Source organism: Streptomyces sp. NPDC039465 (assembly GCF_055639315.1).
Window position 1 is genome coordinate 28,424 of record NZ_JBVKAP010000001.1, and the last position, 21,355, is coordinate 49,778.

21 protein-coding genes and 1 pseudogene are annotated in these 21,355 nt (G+C 71.9%); 10 read left to right on the forward strand and 12 right to left on the reverse strand.

What is annotated here, in order from left to right:
• Positions 1-131: 131 nt before the first annotated feature.
• Positions 132-407, reverse strand: coding sequence for a GlsB/YeaQ/YmgE family stress response membrane protein (locus tag ACZ7LT_RS00150; protein WP_471232361.1), 276 nt, complete (start codon positions 405-407; stop codon positions 132-134).
• Positions 408-621: 214 nt separating this feature from the next.
• Here ACZ7LT_RS00150 and ACZ7LT_RS00155 point away from each other — a divergent pair, with 214 nt between their 5' ends.
• Both ACZ7LT_RS00155 and ACZ7LT_RS00160 read left to right on the forward strand, forming a co-directional pair.
• Positions 622-999, forward strand: a complete 378-nt coding sequence (locus ACZ7LT_RS00155) for a DUF3099 domain-containing protein (protein WP_471232363.1) — start codon at positions 622-624, stop codon at positions 997-999.
• A 217-nt stretch (positions 1,000-1,216) separates the two neighbouring features.
• On the forward strand, positions 1,217-1,441 hold the full coding sequence (locus ACZ7LT_RS00160) for a hypothetical protein (protein ID WP_471232365.1): 225 nt from the start codon (positions 1,217-1,219) through the stop codon (positions 1,439-1,441).
• A gap of 29 nt (positions 1,442-1,470) precedes the next feature.
• On the opposite strand, the gene moaA is transcribed toward ACZ7LT_RS00160, so the two are convergent.
• From moaA to ACZ7LT_RS00175, 3 genes are all read right to left on the reverse strand, one after another.
• Entirely contained in the window at positions 1,471-2,460 is a 990-nt protein-coding gene (gene moaA, locus ACZ7LT_RS00165; protein ID WP_471232367.1) for a GTP 3',8-cyclase MoaA, read from the reverse strand.
• A 163-nt stretch (positions 2,461-2,623) separates the two neighbouring features.
• A complete protein-coding gene (locus ACZ7LT_RS00170) occupies positions 2,624-4,252 on the reverse strand; it encodes a solute symporter family protein (RefSeq protein ID WP_471232369.1) in 1,629 nt (542 codons plus the stop codon).
• Positions 4,249-4,614, reverse strand: coding sequence for a DUF485 domain-containing protein (locus ACZ7LT_RS00175; RefSeq protein WP_471232370.1), 366 nt, complete (start codon positions 4,612-4,614; stop codon positions 4,249-4,251). The genes ACZ7LT_RS00170 and ACZ7LT_RS00175 overlap by 4 nt, the downstream gene beginning before the upstream one ends.
• 265 nt (positions 4,615-4,879) lie before the next feature.
• Here ACZ7LT_RS00175 and ACZ7LT_RS00180 point away from each other — a divergent pair, with 265 nt between their 5' ends.
• Both ACZ7LT_RS00180 and ACZ7LT_RS00185 read left to right on the forward strand, forming a co-directional pair.
• Complete coding sequence (locus ACZ7LT_RS00180) at positions 4,880-6,415, forward strand: S8 family peptidase (protein WP_471232371.1); 1,536 nt, start codon at positions 4,880-4,882, stop codon at positions 6,413-6,415.
• An 86-nt stretch (positions 6,416-6,501) separates the two neighbouring features.
• Positions 6,502-7,800, forward strand: coding sequence for a CoA transferase (locus ACZ7LT_RS00185; RefSeq protein ID WP_471232373.1), 1,299 nt, complete (start codon positions 6,502-6,504; stop codon positions 7,798-7,800).
• Between the two features lie 244 nt (positions 7,801-8,044).
• On the opposite strand, the gene ACZ7LT_RS00190 is transcribed toward ACZ7LT_RS00185, so the two are convergent.
• From ACZ7LT_RS00190 to ACZ7LT_RS00200, 3 genes are read right to left on the reverse strand one after another with little or no spacing between them, the layout of a single operon-like run.
• On the reverse strand, positions 8,045-9,088 hold the full coding sequence (locus ACZ7LT_RS00190; RefSeq protein WP_471232374.1) for a zinc-dependent alcohol dehydrogenase family protein: 1,044 nt from the start codon (positions 9,086-9,088) through the stop codon (positions 8,045-8,047).
• An 18-nt stretch (positions 9,089-9,106) separates the two neighbouring features.
• A complete protein-coding gene (locus ACZ7LT_RS00195) occupies positions 9,107-9,778 on the reverse strand; it encodes a lysoplasmalogenase (RefSeq protein WP_471232376.1) in 672 nt (223 codons plus the stop codon).
• Positions 9,775-10,659, reverse strand: coding sequence for a sterol desaturase family protein (locus ACZ7LT_RS00200; RefSeq protein ID WP_471232378.1), 885 nt, complete (start codon positions 10,657-10,659; stop codon positions 9,775-9,777). Before ACZ7LT_RS00200 ends, ACZ7LT_RS00195 begins: the two co-directional genes overlap by 4 nt.
• 269 nt (positions 10,660-10,928) lie before the next feature.
• On the opposite strand from ACZ7LT_RS00200, the pseudogene ACZ7LT_RS00205 reads away from it, so the two are divergent.
• A pseudogene (locus ACZ7LT_RS00205) lies at positions 10,929-11,309 on the forward strand (NACHT domain-containing protein); the annotation flags it as partial.
• Positions 11,310-11,385: 76 nt separating this feature from the next.
• On the opposite strand, the gene ACZ7LT_RS00210 reads toward ACZ7LT_RS00205, so the two are convergent.
• From ACZ7LT_RS00210 to ACZ7LT_RS00230, 5 genes are read right to left on the reverse strand one after another with little or no spacing between them, the layout of a single operon-like run.
• Positions 11,386-12,096: a VIT1/CCC1 transporter family protein gene (locus ACZ7LT_RS00210; RefSeq protein ID WP_471232380.1), complete on the reverse strand. Its 711-nt coding sequence runs from the start codon at positions 12,094-12,096 to the stop codon at positions 11,386-11,388.
• Between the two features lie 24 nt (positions 12,097-12,120).
• Positions 12,121-13,344, reverse strand: coding sequence for an amidohydrolase family protein (locus ACZ7LT_RS00215; RefSeq protein WP_471232382.1), 1,224 nt, complete (start codon positions 13,342-13,344; stop codon positions 12,121-12,123).
• Positions 13,341-14,624: an amidohydrolase family protein gene (locus ACZ7LT_RS00220; protein ID WP_471232384.1), complete on the reverse strand. Its 1,284-nt coding sequence runs from the start codon at positions 14,622-14,624 to the stop codon at positions 13,341-13,343. Before ACZ7LT_RS00220 ends, ACZ7LT_RS00215 begins: the two co-directional genes overlap by 4 nt.
• A gap of 51 nt (positions 14,625-14,675) precedes the next feature.
• The gene (locus ACZ7LT_RS00225; protein WP_471232386.1) at positions 14,676-15,560 is read right to left on the reverse strand and encodes an SDR family NAD(P)-dependent oxidoreductase; all 885 of its coding nucleotides are present in this window, start codon (positions 15,558-15,560) and stop codon (positions 14,676-14,678) included.
• The gene (locus ACZ7LT_RS00230; protein ID WP_471232387.1) at positions 15,557-16,357 is read right to left on the reverse strand and encodes an acetoacetate decarboxylase family protein; all 801 of its coding nucleotides are present in this window, start codon (positions 16,355-16,357) and stop codon (positions 15,557-15,559) included. Before ACZ7LT_RS00230 ends, ACZ7LT_RS00225 begins: the two co-directional genes overlap by 4 nt.
• Positions 16,358-16,468: 111 nt before the next feature.
• Between ACZ7LT_RS00230 and ACZ7LT_RS00235 the strand changes: the two genes are divergently transcribed.
• The 5 genes from ACZ7LT_RS00235 to ACZ7LT_RS00255 all read left to right on the forward strand — a co-directional run bounded on the left by ACZ7LT_RS00235 (position 16,469) and on the right by ACZ7LT_RS00255 (position 21,351).
• Positions 16,469-17,095 carry a TetR/AcrR family transcriptional regulator gene (locus tag ACZ7LT_RS00235; RefSeq protein ID WP_471232389.1) on the forward strand — a complete coding sequence of 209 codons (627 nt, stop codon included), beginning with the start codon at positions 16,469-16,471 and terminating at the stop codon, positions 17,093-17,095.
• A gap of 195 nt (positions 17,096-17,290) precedes the next feature.
• Positions 17,291-18,262, forward strand: coding sequence for a DEDDh family exonuclease (locus ACZ7LT_RS00240; protein WP_471232391.1), 972 nt, complete (start codon positions 17,291-17,293; stop codon positions 18,260-18,262).
• Between the two features lie 54 nt (positions 18,263-18,316).
• Positions 18,317-18,550, forward strand: coding sequence for a hypothetical protein (locus ACZ7LT_RS00245; RefSeq protein WP_078513263.1), 234 nt, complete (start codon positions 18,317-18,319; stop codon positions 18,548-18,550).
• 152 nt (positions 18,551-18,702) lie between these two features.
• Positions 18,703-19,521 (forward strand): SURF1 family cytochrome oxidase biogenesis protein, encoded by an 819-nt coding sequence (locus ACZ7LT_RS00250; protein ID WP_471232392.1) that lies wholly within the window; start codon positions 18,703-18,705, stop codon positions 19,519-19,521.
• Positions 19,522-19,566: 45 nt separating this feature from the next.
• The gene (locus ACZ7LT_RS00255) at positions 19,567-21,351 is read left to right on the forward strand and encodes a glycoside hydrolase family 15 protein (RefSeq protein ID WP_471232394.1); all 1,785 of its coding nucleotides are present in this window, start codon (positions 19,567-19,569) and stop codon (positions 21,349-21,351) included.
• The last annotated feature ends 4 nt before the right edge of the window (positions 21,352-21,355 follow it).

A 21,355-nucleotide genomic window follows, 5' to 3' on the forward strand; every position in this document is an offset into this window, starting at 1 on the left:
CCTGGACCAGGTCCATCGTTTCTTATTAGCGGCGTTCGGCTCCCCTTCTCTCACTCGCGTTGGCCGCCCCGCCGCCCACCCCCCCCGCTCCCCCCCCCGCCGCTGCTCGGGCGGAACCGGGGCCGGGCAGGTCAGCGGCGTCTGCGGTTTCCTCTGACCGACGCCCACAGCATGTCGCCCACCCCGACGATGGCGACCGCACCGATGAGCTGGAGCAGATGCCGTGTCCAGTCGATCCCCTTGGTCTCGTTGACTCCGATCCAGGTCGCGACGGCGTTGCCGAGAACACTGCCGAGAATGCCGAACACGGTCGTCAGCCACAGCGGGATCTGCTGCTTGCCCGGGAGGATCGCCTTGGCGATCAGACCCAGGACCAGACCCACGATGATTGCCCACAACCAACTCATGTCGCCTCCTCATGCGGCGCGGTGTGCGCATGTGGGCCCCAGTCTCGACCCGTCGGCCATAGGACGCATGTCGGACAGCTCCGTATGCGGGACGCCGTGGGCCGTTCGCCCCGCCGGGCGGACCCCCTCTCGTCGGCGCGGGAGGAGCGGGCGTACCGTGGAACAAGGTCCGGAACGGGGAGCGTCCGGCGCGGATGTCGGGTGGTGGAGCACGATGCGCAAGCATGGCGGAAGCGAGGTCTTCCGGATCACCGGAGCCCGTCAGGGACTCGCCGACGATGTGCGTGGCCGGCAGCGCCGGTATGTGATCTCGATGTCCGTGCGGACGGTCTCGGTCGTGCTGGCCGCCGTGCTGTGGAACGTCGAGCGGCATGTGGCGATCGTGGCGCTGGCACTGGGTGTGCTGCTCCCCTACATCGCCGTGGTGATCGCGAACGCCGGCCGGGAGAACGCGCCGTCGCTCCCCTCGACGTTCGTACCGACGCCGGTACGGCCGATGCTGGGCCCCGGACCGGAGGGCACGAGCCGCCCGGCCGACGGCGACGAGAGCATCGCCGAGGAGCACCCTCGCGAGGCGCACAGCCAGCGCTGATGCCGCTCCTGGGGGCGACCCGGGGTGTCGGGAACGATCACCAGCAGTGCGCAAAGCTCAAGACAAGCTCAGATCAATCGTGAAGTTCCAGTGCACCGCACCCCGTTCCCCGTGACATACTTCGTACGCGCTCCGCATCCCCCGTCGGAGCGACGGACCGACGCCGGGCAGCTCCCCCCGTGGCTGCCCGGCGTCGCCATGTGTGGACAATGATCCAATGAGTGACGAGACCCCGATCTGCTCCGCGAAGGGCTGCCGCGTGGCCGCCGTGTGGGTGCTGGCCTGGAACAATCCGAAGCTGCACACTCCCGAGCGCCGTAAGACCTGGCTGGCCTGCGAGGAGCACCGCGAGCACCTCTCCCAGTTCCTGGGGGTGCGGGGGTTCCTCAAGGACGTCGTGACGCTCGCCGAGTGGGAGGCCCGTACGGAACCCGGCCGCTGACCGCCGGCATCGGCCCTGCGCCGGGCCCCTCAGCCGCCGATCGCCGACATCGGGCGCTCCGGCTGGAGGAAGCTCGGGTCGTCCAGGCCGGATCCGGCCTTCTTGCCCCACATGGCGACCTTCCATATACGGGCGATCTCCTCGTCCGGCGCGTCCGAGCGCAGCGCCGCCCGCAGGTCGGTCTCCTCCGTGGCGAAGAGGCACGTACGCACCTGGCCGTCGGCGGTGAGCCGGGTCCGGTCGCAGGCCCGGCAGAAGGGGCGGGTGACGGAGGCGATGACGCCGACGCGGTGCGGGCCGCCGTCCACGGTCCAGCGCTCGGCGGGGGCCGAGCCGCGGGCGTCGTCGCCTTCGGCGGTGAGGGTGAAGCGGGTGCGCAGCGACTCCAGGATGTCCCCGGCGGTGATCATGCCGTCGCGCTTCCAGCCGTGCTGGGCGTCGAGCGGCATCTGCTCGATGAAGCGGAGTTCGTAGCCGTGCTCCATGGCCCAGGCGAGCAGGTCGGGGGCCTCGTCGTCGTTGAGCCCCGGCATGAGGACGGCGTTGACCTTGACCGGGGTGAGGCCGGCGTCGCGGGCGGCGGCCATGCCGTCCAGCACGTCGTGGTGGCGGTCGCGGCGGGTGAGGGTCTTGAAGACGTCGGGCCGCAGGGTGTCGAGCGAGACGTTGACCCGGTCCAGGCCGGCGGCCTTGAGGGCGGCGGCGGTGCGCTTGAGGCCTATGCCGTTGGTCGTCAGGGACATCTTGGGGCGCGGCTCGAGCGCGGCGCAGCGCTCGACGATGCCGACGAGGCCGGGGCGGAGCAGGGGCTCACCGCCGGTGAAGCGGACCTCGGTGATGCCGAGGTCGGTGACGGCGATGCCGATGAGCCGGACGATCTCGTCGTCGGTGAGGAGGTCGGGCTTGGCCAGCCACTGCAGGCCCTCTTCCGGCATGCAGTACGTGCAGCGCAGATTGCACCGGTCGGTGAGCGAGACACGCAGGTCGGTGGCCACGCGGCCGTAGGTGTCGATGAGCACTGGGTGCCCCCTCCCCGGTAACCGGAAATCTGTATGAGGCGAGCCTACGTGAGGCCACCGACAACGACAGGGGCCCATTGCCACGAGGACCGGACCGGCCGGTTCGTAGAACTCTACGACGCGGCCGGCCGGCCGGTTTCGTACGGTGTCGGAGTCGCTGCGGTCAGTGGGCTCCGACGCCGGTGAGGGACTTGACCTCCAGCTCCGCGTACTTGCCCTTGTCGGGCTCCTCCTTGGACAGGAGCGAGCCGAGCCAGCCGAGCAGGAAGCCGAGCGGGATGGAGACGAGGCCAGGGTTCTCCAGCGGGAACCAGGCGAAGTCGACGCCCGGGAACATCGAGCTGGGCTTGGAGGAGACCACGGGCGAGAAGAGGACCAGGACGACCGAGGCGGTCAGGCCGCCGTAGATCGACCAGAGCGCGCCCTGGGTGGTGAACCTCTTCCAGAACAGGCTGTAGAGGATGGTCGGCAGATTGGCGGAGGCGGCGACGGCGAAGGCGAGGGCGACCAGGCCGGCGACGTTGAGGTCGCGGGCGAGGGCGCCGAGCGCGATGGAGACGACGCCGATGAGGACGGTCGCCCAGCGGGCGGCGCGGACCTCCTCCTTCTCGGTGGCGGCGCCCTTGCGGATGACGTTGGCGTAGATGTCGTGCGCGAAGGACGACGAGGAGGCCAGGGTCAGTCCGGCGACCACCGCGAGGATGGTGGCGAAGGCGACCGCGGAGATGACCGCGAGCAGAATCGCGCCGCCGGTGGAGCCGGCGCCGCCGCCGACTTCGAGGGCGGCGAGCGGGGCCGCGGTGTTGCCCGCCTTGTTGGAGGCGACGATGTCGCTGTTCTTGAGCAGGGCGGCGGCGCCGAAGCCCAGGACGATCGTCATCAGATAGAACGCACCGATGATCCCGATGGCCCAGTTGACGGACTTCCGGGCTGCCTTGGCGGTCGGCACGGTGTAGAAGCGGATCAGGATGTGCGGCAGACCGGCGGTGCCGAGGACCAACGCGATGCCGAGCGAGATGAAGTCGAGCTTGGAGATGCCGGTGGCCCCGTACTTGAGGCCGGGCTCCAGGAAGGCGGTGCCCTTGCCGCTGTTGGTGGCGGCGGCGCCGAGCAGGTCGGAGAGGTTGAAGTTGAACTTCAGCAGGATGAGGAAGGTGATGAGGAGGGTGCCGGCGATGAGCAGGACGGCCTTGACCATCTGCACCCAGGTGGTGCCCTTCATGCCGCCGATGGTGACGTACACGATCATCAGCACGCCGACCAGGGCGACGATGGCGATCTTGCCGCCGTCGCTGGTGATACCGAGCAGCAGGGAGACCAGGACACCGGCGCCGGCCATCTGAGCCAGCAGGTAGAAGATCGACACCACGATGGTGGAGGTGCCCGCGGCGGTACGGACGGGGCGCTGGCGCATCCGGTAGGCGAGGACGTCGCCCATGGTGAACCGGCCGGAGTTGCGCAGCGGCTCGGCCACCAGGAGCAGTGCGACGAGCCAGGCGACCAGGAATCCGATCGAGTAGAGGAAGCCGTCGTAGCCGAAGAGGGCGATGGCGCCGGCGATCCCGAGGAAGGAGGCGGCGGACATGTAGTCGCCCGAGATGGCCAGGCCGTTCTGGAAACCGGTGAACTGGCGTCCGCCGGCGTAGAAGTCGGCGGCGCTCTTGGTCTGGCGGCCGGCCCAGACGGTGATGAAGAGGGTCGCGACGACGAAGGCGCCGAAGAGGGTGATGATCAGCGGCCGGTGCTCGGAGGCGCTGCCGGCGGCCAGCAGGACGGTGGCGGGAGTGCTCATGCGTCGCCCTCCATACGGGACTTGATGGCCTCCGCCTTGGGGTCGAGCTTCTCGGCCGCGTGCCGTGAGTAGAGCCAGGCGATGAGGAAGGTGGTGAGGAACTGGCCGAGTCCGAGGACGAGGGCCACGTTGATGTTGCCGAAGAGCTTGGTGCCCATGAAGTCGCCCGCGTAGTTGGAGAGCAGGACGTACAGCAGGTACCAGGCGATGAAGGCCAGGGTCAGCGGGAAGGCGAAGGAACGGTACGTACGGCGCAGTTCGCCGAATTCCGCGCTCTCCTGCACCTCGACGAACGACTCGGTCGTCGGCTGGTCGGGGCGGGTCTCCGTACCGCCAGGGGGCGGCGGTGCATCGGTGGTCACGGAATCTCCTCGCGACGCGGGTGCGGTGGGCATGGACAAAAGGACCTCGCAGGGGGTGGGTGGCGATGCCACCTCGATGTTGCTCCTCCCCTGCGCAACGGCACGGAGGACGCGGCGAAGCGGTTCACCTTCGGCCTTTTTTCTTCACTGGGGTTTCTCAACTCATTGATGGGCCGTGATGATCGGCGATAGCTTCGCTCGTCATGCACCTGTCCACGCGCATCGGGCGTGTGGACAGCTCGTACACGGATGATGTGGAGAACCCATGGCTCATCTGGGATCCAGACGCGGTCGCGTACTCGCGCTGCCCGCAGGTCTGGCGCTCACGGCCTCGCTCGGCTTCCTTCCCTCGGGTGCGGCCTCGGCCGCCCCGGTGGACGACGTCCCGGCCGCCGTCACCACCGACGGCCCGAAGCTGTCGTACGTCGTCAACGTGAAGGGCGGTCACTCCACCGCCGCTTCCGTGAAGAAGGCGATATCCAGGGCGGGCGGCACGATCGTGATCGCCTACGACCGGATCGGCGTCATCGTCGTCCACTCCCAGAACCCGCAGTTCGCCCAGACGATCCGTCAGGTCAAGGGGGTCGAGTCGGCCGGTGCGACGCGCACCGCGCCGCTGTCGGTGCAGCGTGACACCTCGATCGGGGCGCAGGAGCAGCCGCTGACCTCCGCCGAGGCGAAGGCCGCCGCGGCGAAGGCCTCGGACGAGCAGGACCCCTTCGAGCCGCTCCAGTGGGACCTCCCGGCGATCAAGGCGGACAAGGCCCACCAGAAGTCGCTCGGCAGCGGCAAGGTCACCGTCGCGGTCATCGACACGGGCGTGGACGACACCCACCCCGACCTCGCGCCGAACTTCGACCGCGCCGCGTCCGCGAACTGCGTGACCGGCGCCCCGGACACCACCCCGGGCTCCTGGCGCCCCGGTCCGCAGGAGAGCGACCACGGCACGCATGTCGCCGGTACGGTCGCGGCCGCCAAGAACGGCGTCGGCATCACGGGCGTCGCGCCCGGTGTGAAGGTCTCCGGCATCAAGGTCTCGACCCCCGACGGCTTCTTCTACACCGAGGCCGTGGTCTGCGGGTTCATGTGGGCCGCCGAGCAGGGCGTGGAGGTGACCAACAACAGCTACTACACCGACCCGTGGCTGTACGCCTGCAAGAACGACGCCGACCAGAAGGCGCTGGTCGAGGCGGTCACCCGGGCGTCGCGGTACGCCGAGCGCAAGGGCACGGTCAACGTCGCCGCGGCCGGCAACTCCCGTACGGACCTGGCCGCGGACGAGGTGACGGACACCTCCAGCCCGAACGACACGAACCCGGTGACCCGGGTCGTCAACCCGCAGGAGTGCCCGGACTTCCCGGCCATGCTGCCGGGTGTCGTCACGGTCTCCGCCACGGGTGCCAAGGGCCTGAAGTCCTCGTACTCCAACTACGGCCTCGGGGTCGTCGACATCGCGGCGCCGGGCGGCGACTCGACCCGCTTCCAGACGCCCGACGCGCCGGCCGTCAACGGTCTCATCCTCTCGACGCTGCCCGGCGGCGGGTACGGCTACAAGGCCGGTACGTCCATGGCGGCGCCGCACGCGGCCGGTGTCGTGGCGCTCATCAAGTCCCAGCACCCGAAGGCCTCGCCCGCGCGGGTCAAGGAGATGCTGTACGACCAGGCCGACCCGAAGGCGTGCACGAACCCGTACGACATCGACGGCAACGGAACCGTCGACGCGGTCTGCGAGGGCGGGAAGTACGACAACGGCTTCTACGGCGCCGGCATGATCGACGCGCTGGACGCGGTGCGTAAGTAACACCTCGTCATGCGTAGGGCGGGGGCCCGGTGTGGTGGATCACACCGGGCCCCCGCTGCGTGGCACCCGGTGCCATAGTGCGGACCATGGAGACGACGGTACGTACGGCTACGGGAGAGTTGTGGCGGATGCTGGACGGCGACCCCGCCCTCCTGGACCGGGTGGCCTATGGGGGACCGTCCGGGCTGCTGCCCGCGCGGCTGCCCGTGATGGACCTGGCCCGGGCCACGGTCGCGGTCTGCGCGCTGGCCGCGGCCGAGCACGCGGGACGGCCGGGGAGGGTCCTGGTGGACGACGGGGCGGTGGCGACCGCCTTCGTGAGCGAGCGGCATCTGCTGGTCGACGGGCGGCAGCCGGTCAACTTCGCGCCGCTGTCGCGGTTCTGGCGGGCGGCCGACGGCTGGGTCCGTACGCACGCCAACTATCCGCACCACCGGGCGGCGCTGCTCGCCGCGCTGGGCGCGGCCGAGGACGTCGCCGCGGTGGAGGCGGCGATCGCCGGGCGGACGGCGGCGGAGGTGGAGCGGGCGGTGTACGCGGCGGGCGGCCTGGCGGTCGCCCTGCGCACGGCCGAGGAGTGGTCGGCGCACGAGCAGGGTGCGGCGGTCGCCGGGCGGCCGCTGCTGACCCGGGAGCGGCTGGACGAGGCCGCGCCGCGGGCCCGTTCGGGCCGGCCTTTGCGGGTGCTTGATCTGACCCGGGTCATCGCCGGCCCGGTCGCCACGCGGACGCTGGCGCTGCTCGGCGCGGACGTGCTGCGGGTCGATCCGCCGGACAACCCCGAGCTGCCCGACCAGCACGCCGACACGGACTTCGGGAAACGCACGGTCGCCCTCGACCTGGAGCGGCCCTCGGACCGGCGGACGTTCGAGGAGCTGCTCGCCGGTGCGGACGTCCTGGTCACCGGCTACCGCCCCGGGGCGCTGGAACGGTTCGACCTGGTCCGCCCCGGTCTGGTGGTGGCGCGGCTCTCCGCGTGGGGCGACTACGGCCCGTGGGGCGACCGGCGCGGCTTCGACTCCCTGGTCCAGGTCGCGACCGGCATCGCGGACCTCGAAGGCACCCCCGAGCGTCCGGGCGCGCTGCCGGCCCAGGCCCTGGACCACGGCACGGGCTACCTCCTGGCGGCGTCGGTACTCCGCTCCCTGACGGACCAGTCCACCCAGGGCGGCACGCACCTGATCCGCCTCGCCCTGGCCCAAACGGCCCACTGGCTCACCTCGATGCCCCGCTACACCCCCGACCCCTGGCTCCGGGAAACCCCCAGCCCGCTCGGCCGCCTGCGCCACGCCGTCTCACCGGTGATGTACGAGGACGGCCCGACGGAGTGGTCCCGTCCGCCGGGGGTGGCGGGCGGGGACGAGGCGGTGTGGCTGGGGGACTGAGGGGGTGGGGGCTGGCGGGGCGTACGAGGTGGGGCGGGCCGGTGAGCCCGGCGCGGCCGGCACCGGGCCGGGAATCCGGCCCGCGCCGGGCAGCCCGGCGACGCGGGGCCGGGCGCGGGGCGGACCCAGGGACCCGGGCGGACCGCGACGATCGGGGCCGGGCAGGCTCCCGCCGCCCGGGAGCCGTTCGGTTCGCCTGTACCGGGCCGGCACCGGGTCGTCGCCGGGCGGGCCTGCGGTTGGGCTACGGCTTGACGAGGACCTTGAGGGCCGTGCGGCCGTCCATCGCCTCGTAGCCGTACGGGACGGATTCGAGGCCGACCGTCAGGTCGAAGACCGGGGACGGGTCGATCGTCCCGGCGAGGACGTCCGTGAGCAGCTCGGGGATGTACGCGCGGACGGGCGCGACTCCGCCCCGCAGCGCGATGTTGCGGTCGAACATCGTGGTCAGGTCCAGGCCCGTGCCGCTGCCGTGCGGGACGCCGACGTAGCCGATGGAGCCGCCGTCGCGGGTGATGGCGACGGCGGTGCGCATGGACTGCTCGGTGCCGACGGCCTCGATCACGGCGTGGGCGCCCTGGCCGCCGGTGAGGTCGCGCACGGCGGCCTCGGCCTCCTCGCCGCGCTCGGCGACGACGTCCGTTGCGCCGAAGGCGCGGGCGATGTCCGTACGCGCGCGGTGGCGGCCGAGCGCGATGATCCGCTCGGCGCCGAGCCGCTTCGCGGCGAGGACGCCGCACAGGCCGACGGCGCCGTCGCCGACGACGGCGACCGTGGAGCCGGGGGCGACCCCAGCGCCGAGCGCGGCGTGGTGGCCGGTGCCCATGACGTCGGAGAGGGCGAGGAGCGCGGTCAGCAGCCGGTCGTCGGAGACGGCGTCGGCCGGCAGCTTGACGAGGGTGCCGTCGGCGAAGGGCACCCGGACGGCCTCGCCCTGGCCGCCGTCGGAGCCGACGGAGCCCCAGAAGCCGCCGCGCGGGCAGGAGGTGTGCAGGCCCTCCCGGCAGTAGTCGCAGCTGCCGTCGGACCAGACGAACGGCGCGACGACCAGGTCGCCCGGCCGGAACCCGGACACGTCCGAGCCGGCCTCCTCGACGACGCCGAGGAACTCGTGGCCGATGCGCTGTCCGGGCTGCCGGGCGGATTCACCGCGGTACGCCCACAGGTCGCTGCCGCAGATGCAGGCGCGCAGCACGCGCACCACGACGTCGGTGGCCTCCTGGACCACCGGGTCGGGCACGTCCTCCACGCGCATGTCGAACGGGCCGTGAATGGTGGTGGCGCGCATGGCGGACGGTCCTTGCTGTCAGACGGCTGATCGGCTTTCACCGTACGCCTGGCCACCGACAGCGGCGTGTCCGAGACGGCCGACGGCGCCGAGCGCGCCGTGCGTGAGCAGGACCTGCGCGGCCGTGTAGGTGAGCATGATCCAGAAGTCGGGGGCGGGGAGCTGGGGCCACTTCGCGACGCCGGTGGCGATGAGGGTGTCGGAGAGCAGGAAGAGCGCTCCGCCCGCGCCCGCGGTGATCCCGAGGGCGCTGGCCCGGTAGGCCATGGCGGTGAGGAGGAGCGAGTACCCGGCGACGGGGACGCGCAGCTCGGCGGGGAGGTCGGGCCACAGCAGCGCGACGGTGCCGACGAGCGCGGCGCCGTAGGCGAGGCCGAGGGCCGGTGAGGTTCTGCCGCGTCCGAAGAGGACGAGGTAGCAGACGTGTCCGGCGGCGAAGGACCCCATGCCGACGAGGAAGGCCCACTCCGCGCCCGAGAGCAGGAAGACGTCGCCTCCCCAGCCGAACAGCAGCGCGGCGATCAGCGGCTTGGGTGCGCCGCGGGTGGCCGCGTACGCCGCGAGCAGCGGCATGAGCAGCGGCTTGGCGATCCGGTGGCCGAGCTCGGCCCCGGCGGCGAGGGAGCCGAGGTCGACGAGGACGGCGAGCGCGAAGGCGACCAGGAGCAGCCGGGAGGCCTGGGCGCTCACGCGGCCGGCTCCGCGGCGGCCGTGCCCCCGGCGGCCCCGCCGTCGGGACCGGGCGCGGGCTGCCAGCCGGGCCCGCGGAAGACCCGCCCGGCGCGCTCGCGCCAGGTGGTGGCGGCGCGTACGTCGCGCGCGATGGCGGCGTATTCGTGGGTGGCGACGCGCAGGGGGTTGTAGGTGTTGATGTTCTTGGTGAGCCCGAAGACGGGCTTGTCGGTCTCGCCCACCCAGGACCCGAACATCCGGTCCCAGATGATCAGGATCCCGCCGAAGTTACGGTCCAGGTAGCCGCCTTGGGAGGCGTGGTGGACGCGGTGGTGGGAGGGGGTGTTGAGGACGTACTCGAAGGGCCGGGGCAGCTTTCCGACCCGCTCGGTGTGGATCCAGAACTGGTAGACGAGGTTGACCGAGTAGCAGAAGGCGATGGCCGCGGGGTGCACGCCGAGGGCGATCATCGGGAGGTAGAACGGCCAGGAGGTCAGGCTGGTCCAGGGCTGGCGCAGCGCGGTCGTGAAGTTGAACTTGCGGCTGCTGTGATGCACCACATGGCACGCCCACAGGATGCGGATGACATGGTGGCCGCGGTGCTGCCAGTAGTAGAAGAAGTCCTGGGCGAGCAGCATCAGCGGGAGTGTCCACCAGAGGATGGGCACGCGCAGGGGCGTGAGCTCGTAGACCGCCGTGTAGATGGCGACGACCGGGATCTTCCAGAGGAAGTCGAAGACGAGGCTGCCGATTCCCATGCCGAGGCTGGTGGCGGCGTCCTTGGCCTCGTATCCGGCGGCGTCCTCGTCGGGATGGAGTCGGTAACTGACGATCTCGACGACCGTGAGCAGGACGAACGCCGGTATGGACCAGAGCACGACATCGGGCAGGTTCGGCATGCGAGCACGGTAGAGGCGGGCGTCGGCGACCGCTAGACGTTGTTACCAACAAGTATGCGAGACGACTTGTCAGCAACTTTTGGCACCTTCCACCAACGACGGACGTACGATCTCCCCGCACGGCCTCGCACAGGGGGAGGAACGTCGGCGCAGGGACTGGAAGTTGCGCTCGTCCGGCTCGCGGGAACGGTCGCCAGGGCCCTCCTCACCCCCCGTCCTGGCGCGGGCCTCGTGGACCGGCCGCTGCGGCCCCCGCCCAAGCCCGCCGCCTGACTCTCGGGCGCTCGGCCCGCGAATGGCCGCTGGACACCGCGTACATCAGCCTGACGGTGAGCGGGGACGGCGGACACCCGGACGGCTTCGGACCACCCGGCGCCGACCGGGTCGCCGTCAAGACGGAGCAGCAGGTGCTGTCCGCCACCGACCGGATCGTGCTGCTCGGCCCCGCCGGCTCCGGCAAGAGCACCCTGGTCCAGTGGCTCGCCCTCAACGCCGCCCGGCGCACCTTCACCGGCGAGCTCGCCGACTGGAACCGCTGCGTCCCCTTCGTCCTGCGGCTGCGCGCCTTCACCGCCTCGGACACGCTCCCCCTGCCCGACGACTTCCTCAGGGCGGCCGGCGTCCCGCTGCACGGGACCGCGCCCACAGGCTGACAACACCCCCCTCATCGGCGAGGAGCTCTTTCCGCCCTCCCGGCTGATCAAGCAGCGCGCCGTCCCCTGACCGTCACACCCCCACCGCCCCCAGCAGCGACCCCGCCCCGTACGTCACCGCCATCGCCAGCGCCCCGCCGCCCGTGTTGCGCAGGATCGCGCGGGCGGGTGGGGCCGCGCCCAGGTGGGCGCTGGACCAGCCGGTGAGGGCGAGGGCCGACAGGACCGAGAGGACTGTGATCCAGAGGCGTACGGAGGCGGGTGGGAGGACGATCGCGAGGAGGGGGAGGAGTGCGCCCGCGGTGAAGGCGAGGAAGCTCGCGGCGGCCGCGTGCCAGGGGTTGGTGAGTTCGTCCGGGTCGATGCCGAGCTCCACGCGCGCGTGGGCCCGCAGCGCGTCGCGTTCCGTGAGTTGGACGGCGGCCTCGCGGGCGACGTCGGCGGAGAGGCCGCGGGCGGCCAGCAGGTCGGTCAGTTCCTGGAGTTCGGCCTCCGGTTGCTCGCGCAGTTCTCGCTTCTCCTGGGACAGGGCGGCCTTCTCCGAGTCGCGCTGGGTGGAGACGGAGACGTACTCCCCCGCCGCCATCGACATGGACCCGGCGAGGAGTCCGGCCAGGCCCGCCGTCAGGAGGGCCGCGCGGTCGTCGGTGGCGCCGGCGACGCCGACGACGAGGCCCGCGGTGGAGACGACGCCGTCGTTGGCGCCGAGGACCGCGGCCCGCAGCCAGTTGAGGCGGGAGCCGAGTGCTCCCCCGTGGGCCTCGTCGTGGGTGGGTTCAGTCACCCGGGGAGGGTCTCACCCCGTCTCTCACCAGACACGGACCGACCCGCCCGGTGCGAACGCTGGGCTCGTCGCCGCCGCCGGGACCTCCGTGAGCGGCTCGGCGATCTCCTCGACCGTCGGCCCGTGGACGGCCGCGAGCCGGTCCAGGAGGGCCAGGTCGAAGCCGTAGACGCGGGCCGCGTTGCCGCCGACCATCGCCGCGACCTCCTCCCGCGCGAGCCCCGCGTAGGCGATGCGGAGGCCTTCGCGGGAGTAGGGGGTGGTGCCCTCGTCGTGCGGGTAGTCGCTGCCCCACATGATCTTGTCGAGCCCGATCCGGTGCCGCAAAGGCACTTCGTGCGGGCGCATGAAGCTGGCGCCGACGAAGCAGTTGTCGCGCCAGACCTCGCTGGGGCCCCGGCCCATCGACGCGGCCAGGCCCGCGCCGAACTTGGACTCGGCGGTCGCGGCCGTCGCCGCCGCGACCAGCCGGTCGTGGTAGTAGTCCAGCATCTCGACGACCCCGGGGATCCAGCCGGATCCCTGTTCGGTCAGGACGAGTTTGAGGCCGGGATGGCGGCGGAAGGCACCGCCGAACATCAGATGCCACAGTGCACGGTGGGAGAACCACGTCGTCTCCACCATGAACACCGCCCGCGCGGCCGGTTCGTCACCGAGCGGCGGTGACGCCGATCCGCCGTGGTGGTTCACCGGGACGTCCAGCTCCTCGCAGACCGCCCAGATCGGGTCGTACGACGCCGAGTAGAGCTCGGGCACACCGGAGCCGGGCGGTGCGCCCGGCAGCAGGATTCCGCCGGTCAGGCCCTCCTCCTTCACCCGGCGGATCTCCTTCACCGCCTCGTCGACGTCGTTGAGGAGAATCTGCGCGACGCCCGCCCGGCGACCGGGGGCCAGCGAGCAGAAGTCGGCGAGCCAGCGGTTGTGGGCGCGCAGCCCCGCCCAGCGCTGTTCGAACTCCTCCCGGGTGGGCGCCGGGGCCATCAGCGAGGCCGACGGGAAGAACGGCGGGATGGTGTTGGGGAAGACGACCTCGGCGACGATCCCGTCCGCGGCGAGCTCGGCGACCCTGCGCTCGGAGTTCCAGTTGCGGTCGGCGGTGTCGGCGAGCAGGTCCTCGTACGGGTTGACGTACGTGGCCGCCCAGGCGTCGAAGTCGTCGTGGTGGCGCTTCTCCAGATACGGCTTGTAGTCGAGGAGGTCCGCGCCGGCGTGGCAGTCGGCCGAGATGACGGTGTAGCGGTCGCTCATGGGGTCACCCCCAGTACGGGGAAGTCGCGGTCGGTCAGCCAGTGCCGGCCCACCTCGCGCGAGCGCGCCCAGGACGCCTCGACGGCCGTCTGGTCGGCGCTCTGGCCGAGGTCGGCCGGGGTCGGGCCGATCCGGCGGGCGACCGGGGCCAGGGCCTGCGTGTCGAAGCCGAAGACCTCCGCGGCGGCGAGGCCGAGCATCCGCCGGGTCTCCGCCACCGGGATGTCGTGGAAGGTTTTCGCCAGCCACGCGCGCGTGTTGGGCCAGGTGCCCTCGGGGTGGGGGAAGTCGCTGCCCCACAGGATGTTGTCGACACCGATCTCGTAGCGCTGCGCCAGCTCCCGCCGCTTGGTGTTGGTGGCGCAGATGAACACCTGCCGGTCCAGGTACTCGCTCGGCGGCCGCCTCAGCTCGGCGAACGGCGACAGCTTCTTGCCGCCGTGCGCGCCGAGGTAGAGCCGGTCCATGAACCAGAGCAGGTTGGGCAGCCACCAGCAGCCGGACTCGGCGACACCGAACCTCAGCCCTGGGTGCCGTTCGAAGACCCCCGACCAGAGCAGGAACCACAGGGGCCGGGCCGGCCACCAGGTGACCTCGGAGACGTAGATCCCCAGGTGATCGCCGTACTCCTCGCGCGGCGCCGCGCCCGAGTGGGTGACCAGCGGCATCCCGGTCTCGGCGGCGGCCGCCCACACCGGGTCGTAGCGGCGGTCGTGGTACGGCTCCTTGTCCACCCACATGGAGGGGATCATCAGCGCCCCGAGCCCGGACTCCTTGGCCCGATGGATCTCGGCGACGACCTTGTCGGTGTCCGCGGTGACGGGCAGCAGGGCGACCCCGCAGTGGCGCTCGGGATGCTCGCCGACGAACTCGGCGAGCCAGCGGTTGTGCGCCTGGGCGCCCGCCATGCCGAGCTCCGGGTCCTGGTCGCCGGAGAGGCCGAGCCCGACCCCGAAGGGCGCGGCGGTCTGGCTGTCGACGGCGTCCGCGTCGGGGAAGACGACCTCGGCGGCCACCCCGTCGCCGTCGAGCTCCTTGAGCCGCTGTGCGCTGTCCCAGCCGCCGCGCAGGCCTTCCTCGTTGTCGCTGAACCACTTCTCGGCGAAGGCCTCGTTGCGTACGCCGAGCCGGGTCATCGCCTCACGGCGGGCGGCGCGGCCGGCGAGGAAGTCGTCGAAGTCGCGGTGGAAGCGGGCGTCGAGGTAGGGCCGGTACCGCTCGGTGGGCAGCCCGGCGTGGCAGTCGGAGGAGATGATCAGGTACGGATCTTCGTACGTCACGTCTTCGTGCGTTACCTCTTCGTACGTCACGGTCGTGGCCCCTCGCTCGGGTCAGTCGAGAATGAAGCTCTCCAGGTAGGACGGGTTGGTCCGGTCGAGCATCGACCGGGAGCGCGCCCGGATCTGGCGGTCGCTGTGCTCGCTCGCCGGGAGCATCCAGAAGCGGTCGGCGCGGATGCCGTCGACGACGTGCTCGGCGACCTCCTCGACCGGGGTGAAGGCGACCTCGTGCCCGGCCTCCTTCATCGCCGCCTCCCACTGGTCGAGGCTGCGGTACGGGGTCCTGCGCGGCCGCTCCTTGGCGTAGCGGGCCGGCCTGTTGCGGTGCGACTCCCACAAGCCGGTACGGAGCATGTGCGGGCCGGGGAAGAGGACGGAGGCCCCCACGCGCGCGTGCTCCGCCCTCAGATGCGCGTAGAGCGACTCGGTCATGGTGACGACGGCCGCCTTGGTGACGGCGTAGACGGAGGCGGTGGGCAGCGGGGCGATGCCGCCGTCGCCGGAGGAGGTGTTGACGACATGGCCCGGCTCTCCGCTCGCGATCATGCGGGGGACGAAGGCCTGGATGCCGTGGAAGACGCCCCAGACATTGACGGAGAACGCCCACTTCCAGTCGTTGGGCTCGTGCTCCCACATCCGTCCCTCGGCACCGGAGCCGACACCGGCGTTGTTGCACAGGACGTGCACGGCGCCGAAGGTGTCGTACGCGGCGGCCGCCAGGGCCGTGACCGCGTCCCGGTCGGAGACGTCGACCGTACGGGCGAGGACCTGCGCGCCGTCCTCGGCCAGCTCGTCCGCGGCCTGGCGCAGGGGGCCCTCCTCGACGTCCGCGAGGACGACGTTGAGGCCCTCGGCGGCGAAGCGGCGGGCCATGGCGCGGCCGATGCCGCTCGCCGCGCCGGTGACGACGGCGGTCTGCCCAGATGCCAGCTTCATCGGATGCTGCCCTGCGGCGGTCCGTCGAGGATCTGCTGCGGATCGTCGTAGCGCTGGTGGATGTAGGGCAGGAGGGCCTGGGCGCTCACCCGCTCGACGACCCTGCCCTTCTGGTCGGTGGTCTTCTCGCCGATGGTGATCTCGACGAGGCGGCGTACGGGCAGATCGGCGACCGGGTCGTACATCGACTCACGCAGTACGACGTCACCGGTGACCTTTTCGAGTGCACGCACCTTCTCGTTGCGGACGCAGTGCACGAGGACCGGATCGGCGTCGAACCCGGAGCCGTCCACGGCGGGCAGGAACTTGAAGTAGAAGTCGACCTTCTCGGTGGGCTCCGGCAGCGGCAGAGCCCCGGAGACCGCGCCGCGTACCTCCACGAAGGCGATGCCGTGGCGGGCCAGCGCGGCCCGTACGGTCAGGCCGTCGCGCTCGACGGTGACCTCGCCCAGTTTCTTCGGCTCGCCGAAGACCTCACGGCCGCCGATCAGCGCCCGCTCGTGGGTCATCGGCATCACCAGCGGATACCAGCCCCGCTGGTCGCCGTGGGCCGCGGCGACCGCGACGGATCCGGCGCCGAGCGGGTAGCCGGGCAGGTCGACCTTGCTGATGCCCACCCGCACCAGCGGCCGGTCGGTGGGCTTGAGCGGCGGCGGCAGGACCGCCGCGAGGGCATCCGGGCCGGTCTCCCAGACCGCGACGACGCCCGTGGACCAGATGTCGGGGAGCTTGGCGCTCGCAGTGCGCGCCGCTGCGATCTCGGCCTCGGTGCGCGCCCCGTACCGTACACGTGCCATATGACGTTCCACCCTTCAGGGATGCAGGGGTCGACGGCCTGTAACACAGTTACACCGGCGTCGATGAGGGGTAAAGAGCCGTGCACGCAACAGAGTTGGGGGGTCCCGCAGATGGCACGCGCCGCACTCACCCGCGAAGAGGTGCTGGAGACCGCCGCGGCGCTGGTGAAGCAGCACGGTCCGGCCGCGCTCACCATGCGCAAGCTCGCCGCCGAGCTGGGCACGGCCGTCACCTCGATCTACTGGCACGTGGGCAACCGCGAGTCGCTGCTCGACGCGCTCGTGGCGCGGACCGTCGCCGATCTCGGCACCGTCGCCCCACGCGGCCGCACCCCCGCCGAGCGGATCGTCTCGGTCGCCCGGGGGCTGCGCCGGGATCTGCGCGAGCGTCCGCATCTCGTCGCGATGGTGCACGAACGCGGCCTGACGGAGCGGATGTTCCTGCCGGTCCAGCGCTCGCTGGTGCACGAGGTGCACGCGGCCGGGCTGCGCGGCGCGCGCGCCGCCGACGCCGTCCGCGCGGTGCAGTTCCATGTCGTCGGCTACGTCCTGGTGGAGCGCAACCGGGAACGCGCGCCGGTGCAGTCCCCGGGCGAGCAGGACCTCTGGGACGCCGAGACGGCCGAGCAGGACCCGGCGCTGGCCCGCTCGCTGGGCGGGCCGGTCGACGCCGACCGGCTCTTCGCCCGGTCGACCCGGGCGCTGGTGGCCGGCCTGCTCACCGCCGACACCTCCTGACCGGGCGCCGGCCCGGGGGTCCACCCCGTGCCGGCCGGGACCGGCCCCGAGGCCCAATCCCGCCCCGACGGGGGCCGGGCGTCAACTCCCGTACCACACACGCCGCCGGGACGGTGACCGGGTCAACGGCGCGGCGGGCGGCGGGCCCGGGGCGGGCTCCGGGGGCGGCGGTGTCAGTGGCGGCCCGTATTCTCTGTGACCATGCTCGACGACCTGACGACAGCGACGTGGCCGGCCGCCTACCCACAGGGGTACGCGGTCGTCGACGTGGAGACCACCGGACTCGCTCGCGACGACCGGATAGTGTCCGCCGCCGTCTACCGGCTCGACGCCCAGGGCAATGTGGAGGACCACTGGTACACGCTGGTCAACCCGGAGCGCGACCCGGGCCCGGTGTGGATCCACGGACTGACCACGGACGTCCTGGAAGGCGCCCCCCTCTTCGGGGAGATCGCCGCCGAGTTCTCCGAGCGGCTCGACGGCCGGGTGCTCGTCGCCCACAACGCCATCTTCGACTGGTCGATGATCGCCCGGGAGTACGCCCGGGCCGAGCGGACCGCGCCGACCCGGCAGCGGCTGTGCACGATCGCCCTCTCCAAGGAACTGGCCCTGCCCCTGCCCAACCACAAGCTGGAGTCGCTCGCCGCGCACTTCGGCGTCGTGCAGCAGCGCGCGCACAACGCGCTCGACGACGCGCGCGTGCTGGCGGAGGCGTTCCGGCCGAGCCTGCACACGGCGGCCGAGCGGGGCGTACGGCTGCCGCTGCTGGAGTGCCGGCCGCTCACCGAGTGGGCGGCGGCCCCGGCCACGCCCCGGATCGGCTACCAGGCCTCGTACCGGCACAACAGCTGGCGGCCCTCACGGAAGCGGCCCGCGTGCCCGTACCCCAACCCCGGACGTTACGAAGCGGACAAACCGCTCAAGCAGGGCATGCGGGTGGCGTTTTCGGGTGACACCTCGATCGACCGCGAGCTGCTGGAGGACCGGGCCGTCGAGGCGGGTCTCCATGTCGCCACCAGCGTCTCCCGGCTGACGAGCCTGCTGGTCACCAACGACCCCGACGCCGCCACCTCCAAGACGCTCAAGGCGAGGTCGTTCGGCACGCCGGTCGTCGACGAGGCCGCCTTCACGCAGCTGCTGCGGGACGTCGCCCCGGCAGACGGGTGACCGGCCGGGCGTGCCGCCCGCCCTTCGTCCGCCGGGCATCGCACCCTGTGGCGCATGGCACGTTGCGAGGTCTGCGGAAACGACTACGGCATGTCCTTCGAGGTGCACGCGCAGGGCGCGGTGCACGTCTTCGACTGTTTCTCCTGCGCCATTCACCGCATGGCGCCCATCTGTGAGCACTGTCGCGTCCAGATCATCGGCCAGGGCGTCGAGGTCGAGGGGCAGTGGTTCTGCGGCGGGCACTGCGCCCGCGCGGAGGGAAAGGCGGGCATCGTCGACCACGTCTGACACCGGGACGGCCCCCGGCGCGATGCGGCCGAGGCCGCCGGGCGGCCCCGGCCGACGACGCCGGGCGCCCCCGGCCGGCCCCGCGGCCCCAGGCCGGCCCCCGCCCGAACCCCCCTGCGTGCACCCCGCGCCCCGAGTTGTACCGTCGTGGGGTGTACCGCTTCCTGTTGTCCCGGCAGTGGGTGATTCTCACCCTCATCGCCCTCGTGCTCATCCCGACGATGGTCGAGCTGGGCTTCTGGCAGTTCCACCGGCACGAGAAGCGGGTCGCGCAGAACGCGCTGATCGCCGGGAACCTGCGGGCCGAGCCCGTCCCGGTCACCGCCCTCACCTCCCCCGGCCACACCGTCCCCCGCGCCGACTACTGGCGCCGGATCACCGCCACCGGCACCTTCGACACCGCGCACGAAGTCGTCGTACGCCGCCGCACCTCCGCCGACGACAAGGTCGGCGTGCACGTCCTGACCCCGCTGCTGCTCAAGGACGGCCGGGCCGTCCTGGTCAACCGCGGCTGGATCCCCGCCGCCCCGAACCAGACGTCCTTCCCCGAGGTGCCGCCCGCGCCCCGCGGCGAGGTCACCGTCACCGGCCGCCTCAAGGCCGACGAGACCACCAGCGCCAGCGGCATCAAGGACCTGCGCGGTCTGCCGCCCCGCCAGATCATGCTGATCAGCAGCGGGCAGCAGGCGAAGGCGCTTGGCCGGCAGGTCCTGGGCGGATACATCGAGCAGACCGGATACCTCGAGCAGCCCTCGCCCGAACCGGCCGCCGGCGCGCCCGAGCTGATCCCCGAGCCCGACCACGACTCCATCGGCGCGCACATGGCGTACGCCGTGCAGTGGTGGCTGTTCGCCGCGGGGGTGCCCGTCGGCTGGGTGATCCTGGTCCGGCGCGAGAAGCGCGACCGCGAGGAGGCCGCCGCGGCGCCGCGTACCCCGCAGGCCCCGGAACCGGCGCCCGCCGCCCCGTAAAACGCTTCTGCTTAGTCCTCGCCCCCACCGGGAACACGCCAGAGCGTGACGCAACGCATCGAGGACTACGCCCTCATCGGGGATCTGCAGACCGCCGCGCTGGTCGGCAAGGACGGGTCGATCGACTGGCTGTGTCTGCCGCGCTTCGACTCGGCCGCCTGCTTCGCGGCGCTCCTCGGTGACGAGAACAACGGCCACTGGCGGATCGCCCCCAAGGGCGCCGGCACCTGCACCCGACGCGGCTACGTCGGCGACTCCCTCGTCCTGGAGTCGTTCTGGGAGACCCGCACCGGCACGGTGCGGGTCCTCGACTTCATGCCGCAGCGGGACGTGGCCCCCGACGTCATGCGCATCGTGGAGGGAGTCAGCGGCCGGGTGGAGATGAGCTCCGTGCTCCGGCTGCGCTTCGACTACGGATCGATCGTGCCCTGGGTGCGGCGCGCCGACGGCCGGCGGGTGGCCGTCGCCGGCCCCGACTCCGTATGGCTGCGCAGCGAGCCGGACGTGAAAACCTGGGGGCAGCAGTACGCCACCTGTTCGTCCTTCACCGTCGAGCCGGGCGACAAGGTGGCGTTCGTCCTGACCTGGCATCCCTCGCACGAGCCGCGCCCCGCGCTGCTCGACCCGTACGAGGCGCTGGAGCACTCCCTCGCCGACTGGAAGGAATGGGCGGGCCGCTGCCGCTACGAAGGGCCCTACCGGGATGCCGTGCTGCGCTCCCTGATCACGCTGAAGGCGCTGACCTACGCTCCCACCGGCGGCATCGTCGCCGCGCCCACCACCTCCCTGCCGGAGGAGATCGGCGGCGTGCGCAACTGGGACTACCGCTACTGCTGGCTGCGCGACTCCACCCTCACCCTCAACGCGCTGCTCTCCGCCGGCTACACCGACGAGGCGCGGGCCTGGCGCGACTGGCTGCTGCGGGCGGTCGCCGGGGACCCGGCCGACCTGCAGATCATGTACGGGCCCGCCGGGGAACGCCGACTGCCCGAGACGGTCCTGCCATGGCTGCGCGGCTACGCGGGATCGGGTCCCGTACGCATCGGCAACGCGGCCGTGAACCAGCTGCAGCTCGATGTGTACGGCGAGGTCATGGACTCGCTGTTCCAGGCGCGCGAGGCCGGGCTGGTGTCCGAGGCGCACGCCTGGAGCCTCCAGCTGAGCCTGCTGGGGTTCCTGGAGTCGACCTGGCGCGAGCCGGACGAAGGGCTGTGGGAGGTGCGCGGTCCACGCCGCCACTTCACCCACTCCAAGGTGATGGCCTGGGTCGCGGCGGACCGCGCCGTGCGCACCCTGGAGGCCGATCCGTCGCTCCCGGGCGACCCGGCGCGCTGGCGGACGATGCGGGAGGAGGTGCACCGGGAGGTGTGCGCGAAGGCGTACGACCCCGACCGCAACACCTTCACCCAGTTCTACGGCTCGCGGGAGCTGGACGCGGCGACCCTGCTCATCCCCCGCGTCGGGTTCCTGCCGCCGGACGACCCGAGGGTGGTGGGGACGGTCGACGCAGTACGGGACGAGCTGGGACACGGCGGGCTCGTCCGCCGCTACTCCACCGAAGGCCTGCCGGTGGACGGGCTGCCCGGTCAGGAGGCGGCCTTCCTCGCCTGCACGTTCTGGCTGGCGGACGCGCTGCTGATCACGGGGCGGGCGGACGAGGCCCGGGAGCTGTTCGAACGGCTCCTCGCGCTCCGCAACGACGTAGGGCTGCTCGCCGAGGAGTACGAGCCGGTGACGGGCCGCCAGCTGGGCAACTTCCCGCAAGCGTTCAGCCACATCGGTCTGGTGGGAACGGCCCTCGCGCTGGCGGGGCACGAGACGGCAGGATAGGTCC

Excerpts from the sequence above, each read along its gene's own strand:
- ACZ7LT_RS00150 (WP_471232361.1), bottom strand. The coding sequence starts at position 407 with ATGAGTTGGTTGTGGGCAATCATCGTGGGTCTGGTCCTGGGTCTGATC.
- ACZ7LT_RS00155 (WP_471232363.1), top strand. The coding sequence starts at position 622 with ATGCGCAAGCATGGCGGAAGCGAGGTCTTCCGGATCACCGGAGCCCGT.
- ACZ7LT_RS00160 (WP_471232365.1), top strand. The coding sequence starts at position 1,217 with ATGAGTGACGAGACCCCGATCTGCTCCGCGAAGGGCTGCCGCGTGGCC.
- ACZ7LT_RS00170 (WP_471232369.1), bottom strand. The coding sequence starts at position 4,252 with ATGAGCACTCCCGCCACCGTCCTGCTGGCCGCCGGCAGCGCCTCCGAG.
- ACZ7LT_RS00180 (WP_471232371.1), top strand. The coding sequence starts at position 4,880 with ATGGCTCATCTGGGATCCAGACGCGGTCGCGTACTCGCGCTGCCCGCA.
- ACZ7LT_RS00185 (WP_471232373.1), top strand. The coding sequence starts at position 6,502 with ATGGAGACGACGGTACGTACGGCTACGGGAGAGTTGTGGCGGATGCTG.
- ACZ7LT_RS00190 (WP_471232374.1), bottom strand. The coding sequence starts at position 9,088 with ATGCGCGCCACCACCATTCACGGCCCGTTCGACATGCGCGTGGAGGAC.
- ACZ7LT_RS00200 (WP_471232378.1), bottom strand. The coding sequence starts at position 10,659 with ATGCCGAACCTGCCCGATGTCGTGCTCTGGTCCATACCGGCGTTCGTC.
- ACZ7LT_RS00215 (WP_471232382.1), bottom strand. The coding sequence starts at position 13,344 with ATGAGCGACCGCTACACCGTCATCTCGGCCGACTGCCACGCCGGCGCG.
- ACZ7LT_RS00225 (WP_471232386.1), bottom strand. The coding sequence starts at position 15,560 with ATGAAGCTGGCATCTGGGCAGACCGCCGTCGTCACCGGCGCGGCGAGC.
- ACZ7LT_RS00230 (WP_471232387.1), bottom strand. The coding sequence starts at position 16,357 with ATGGCACGTGTACGGTACGGGGCGCGCACCGAGGCCGAGATCGCAGCG.
- ACZ7LT_RS00235 (WP_471232389.1), top strand. The coding sequence starts at position 16,469 with ATGGCACGCGCCGCACTCACCCGCGAAGAGGTGCTGGAGACCGCCGCG.
- ACZ7LT_RS00245 (WP_078513263.1), top strand. The coding sequence starts at position 18,317 with ATGGCACGTTGCGAGGTCTGCGGAAACGACTACGGCATGTCCTTCGAG.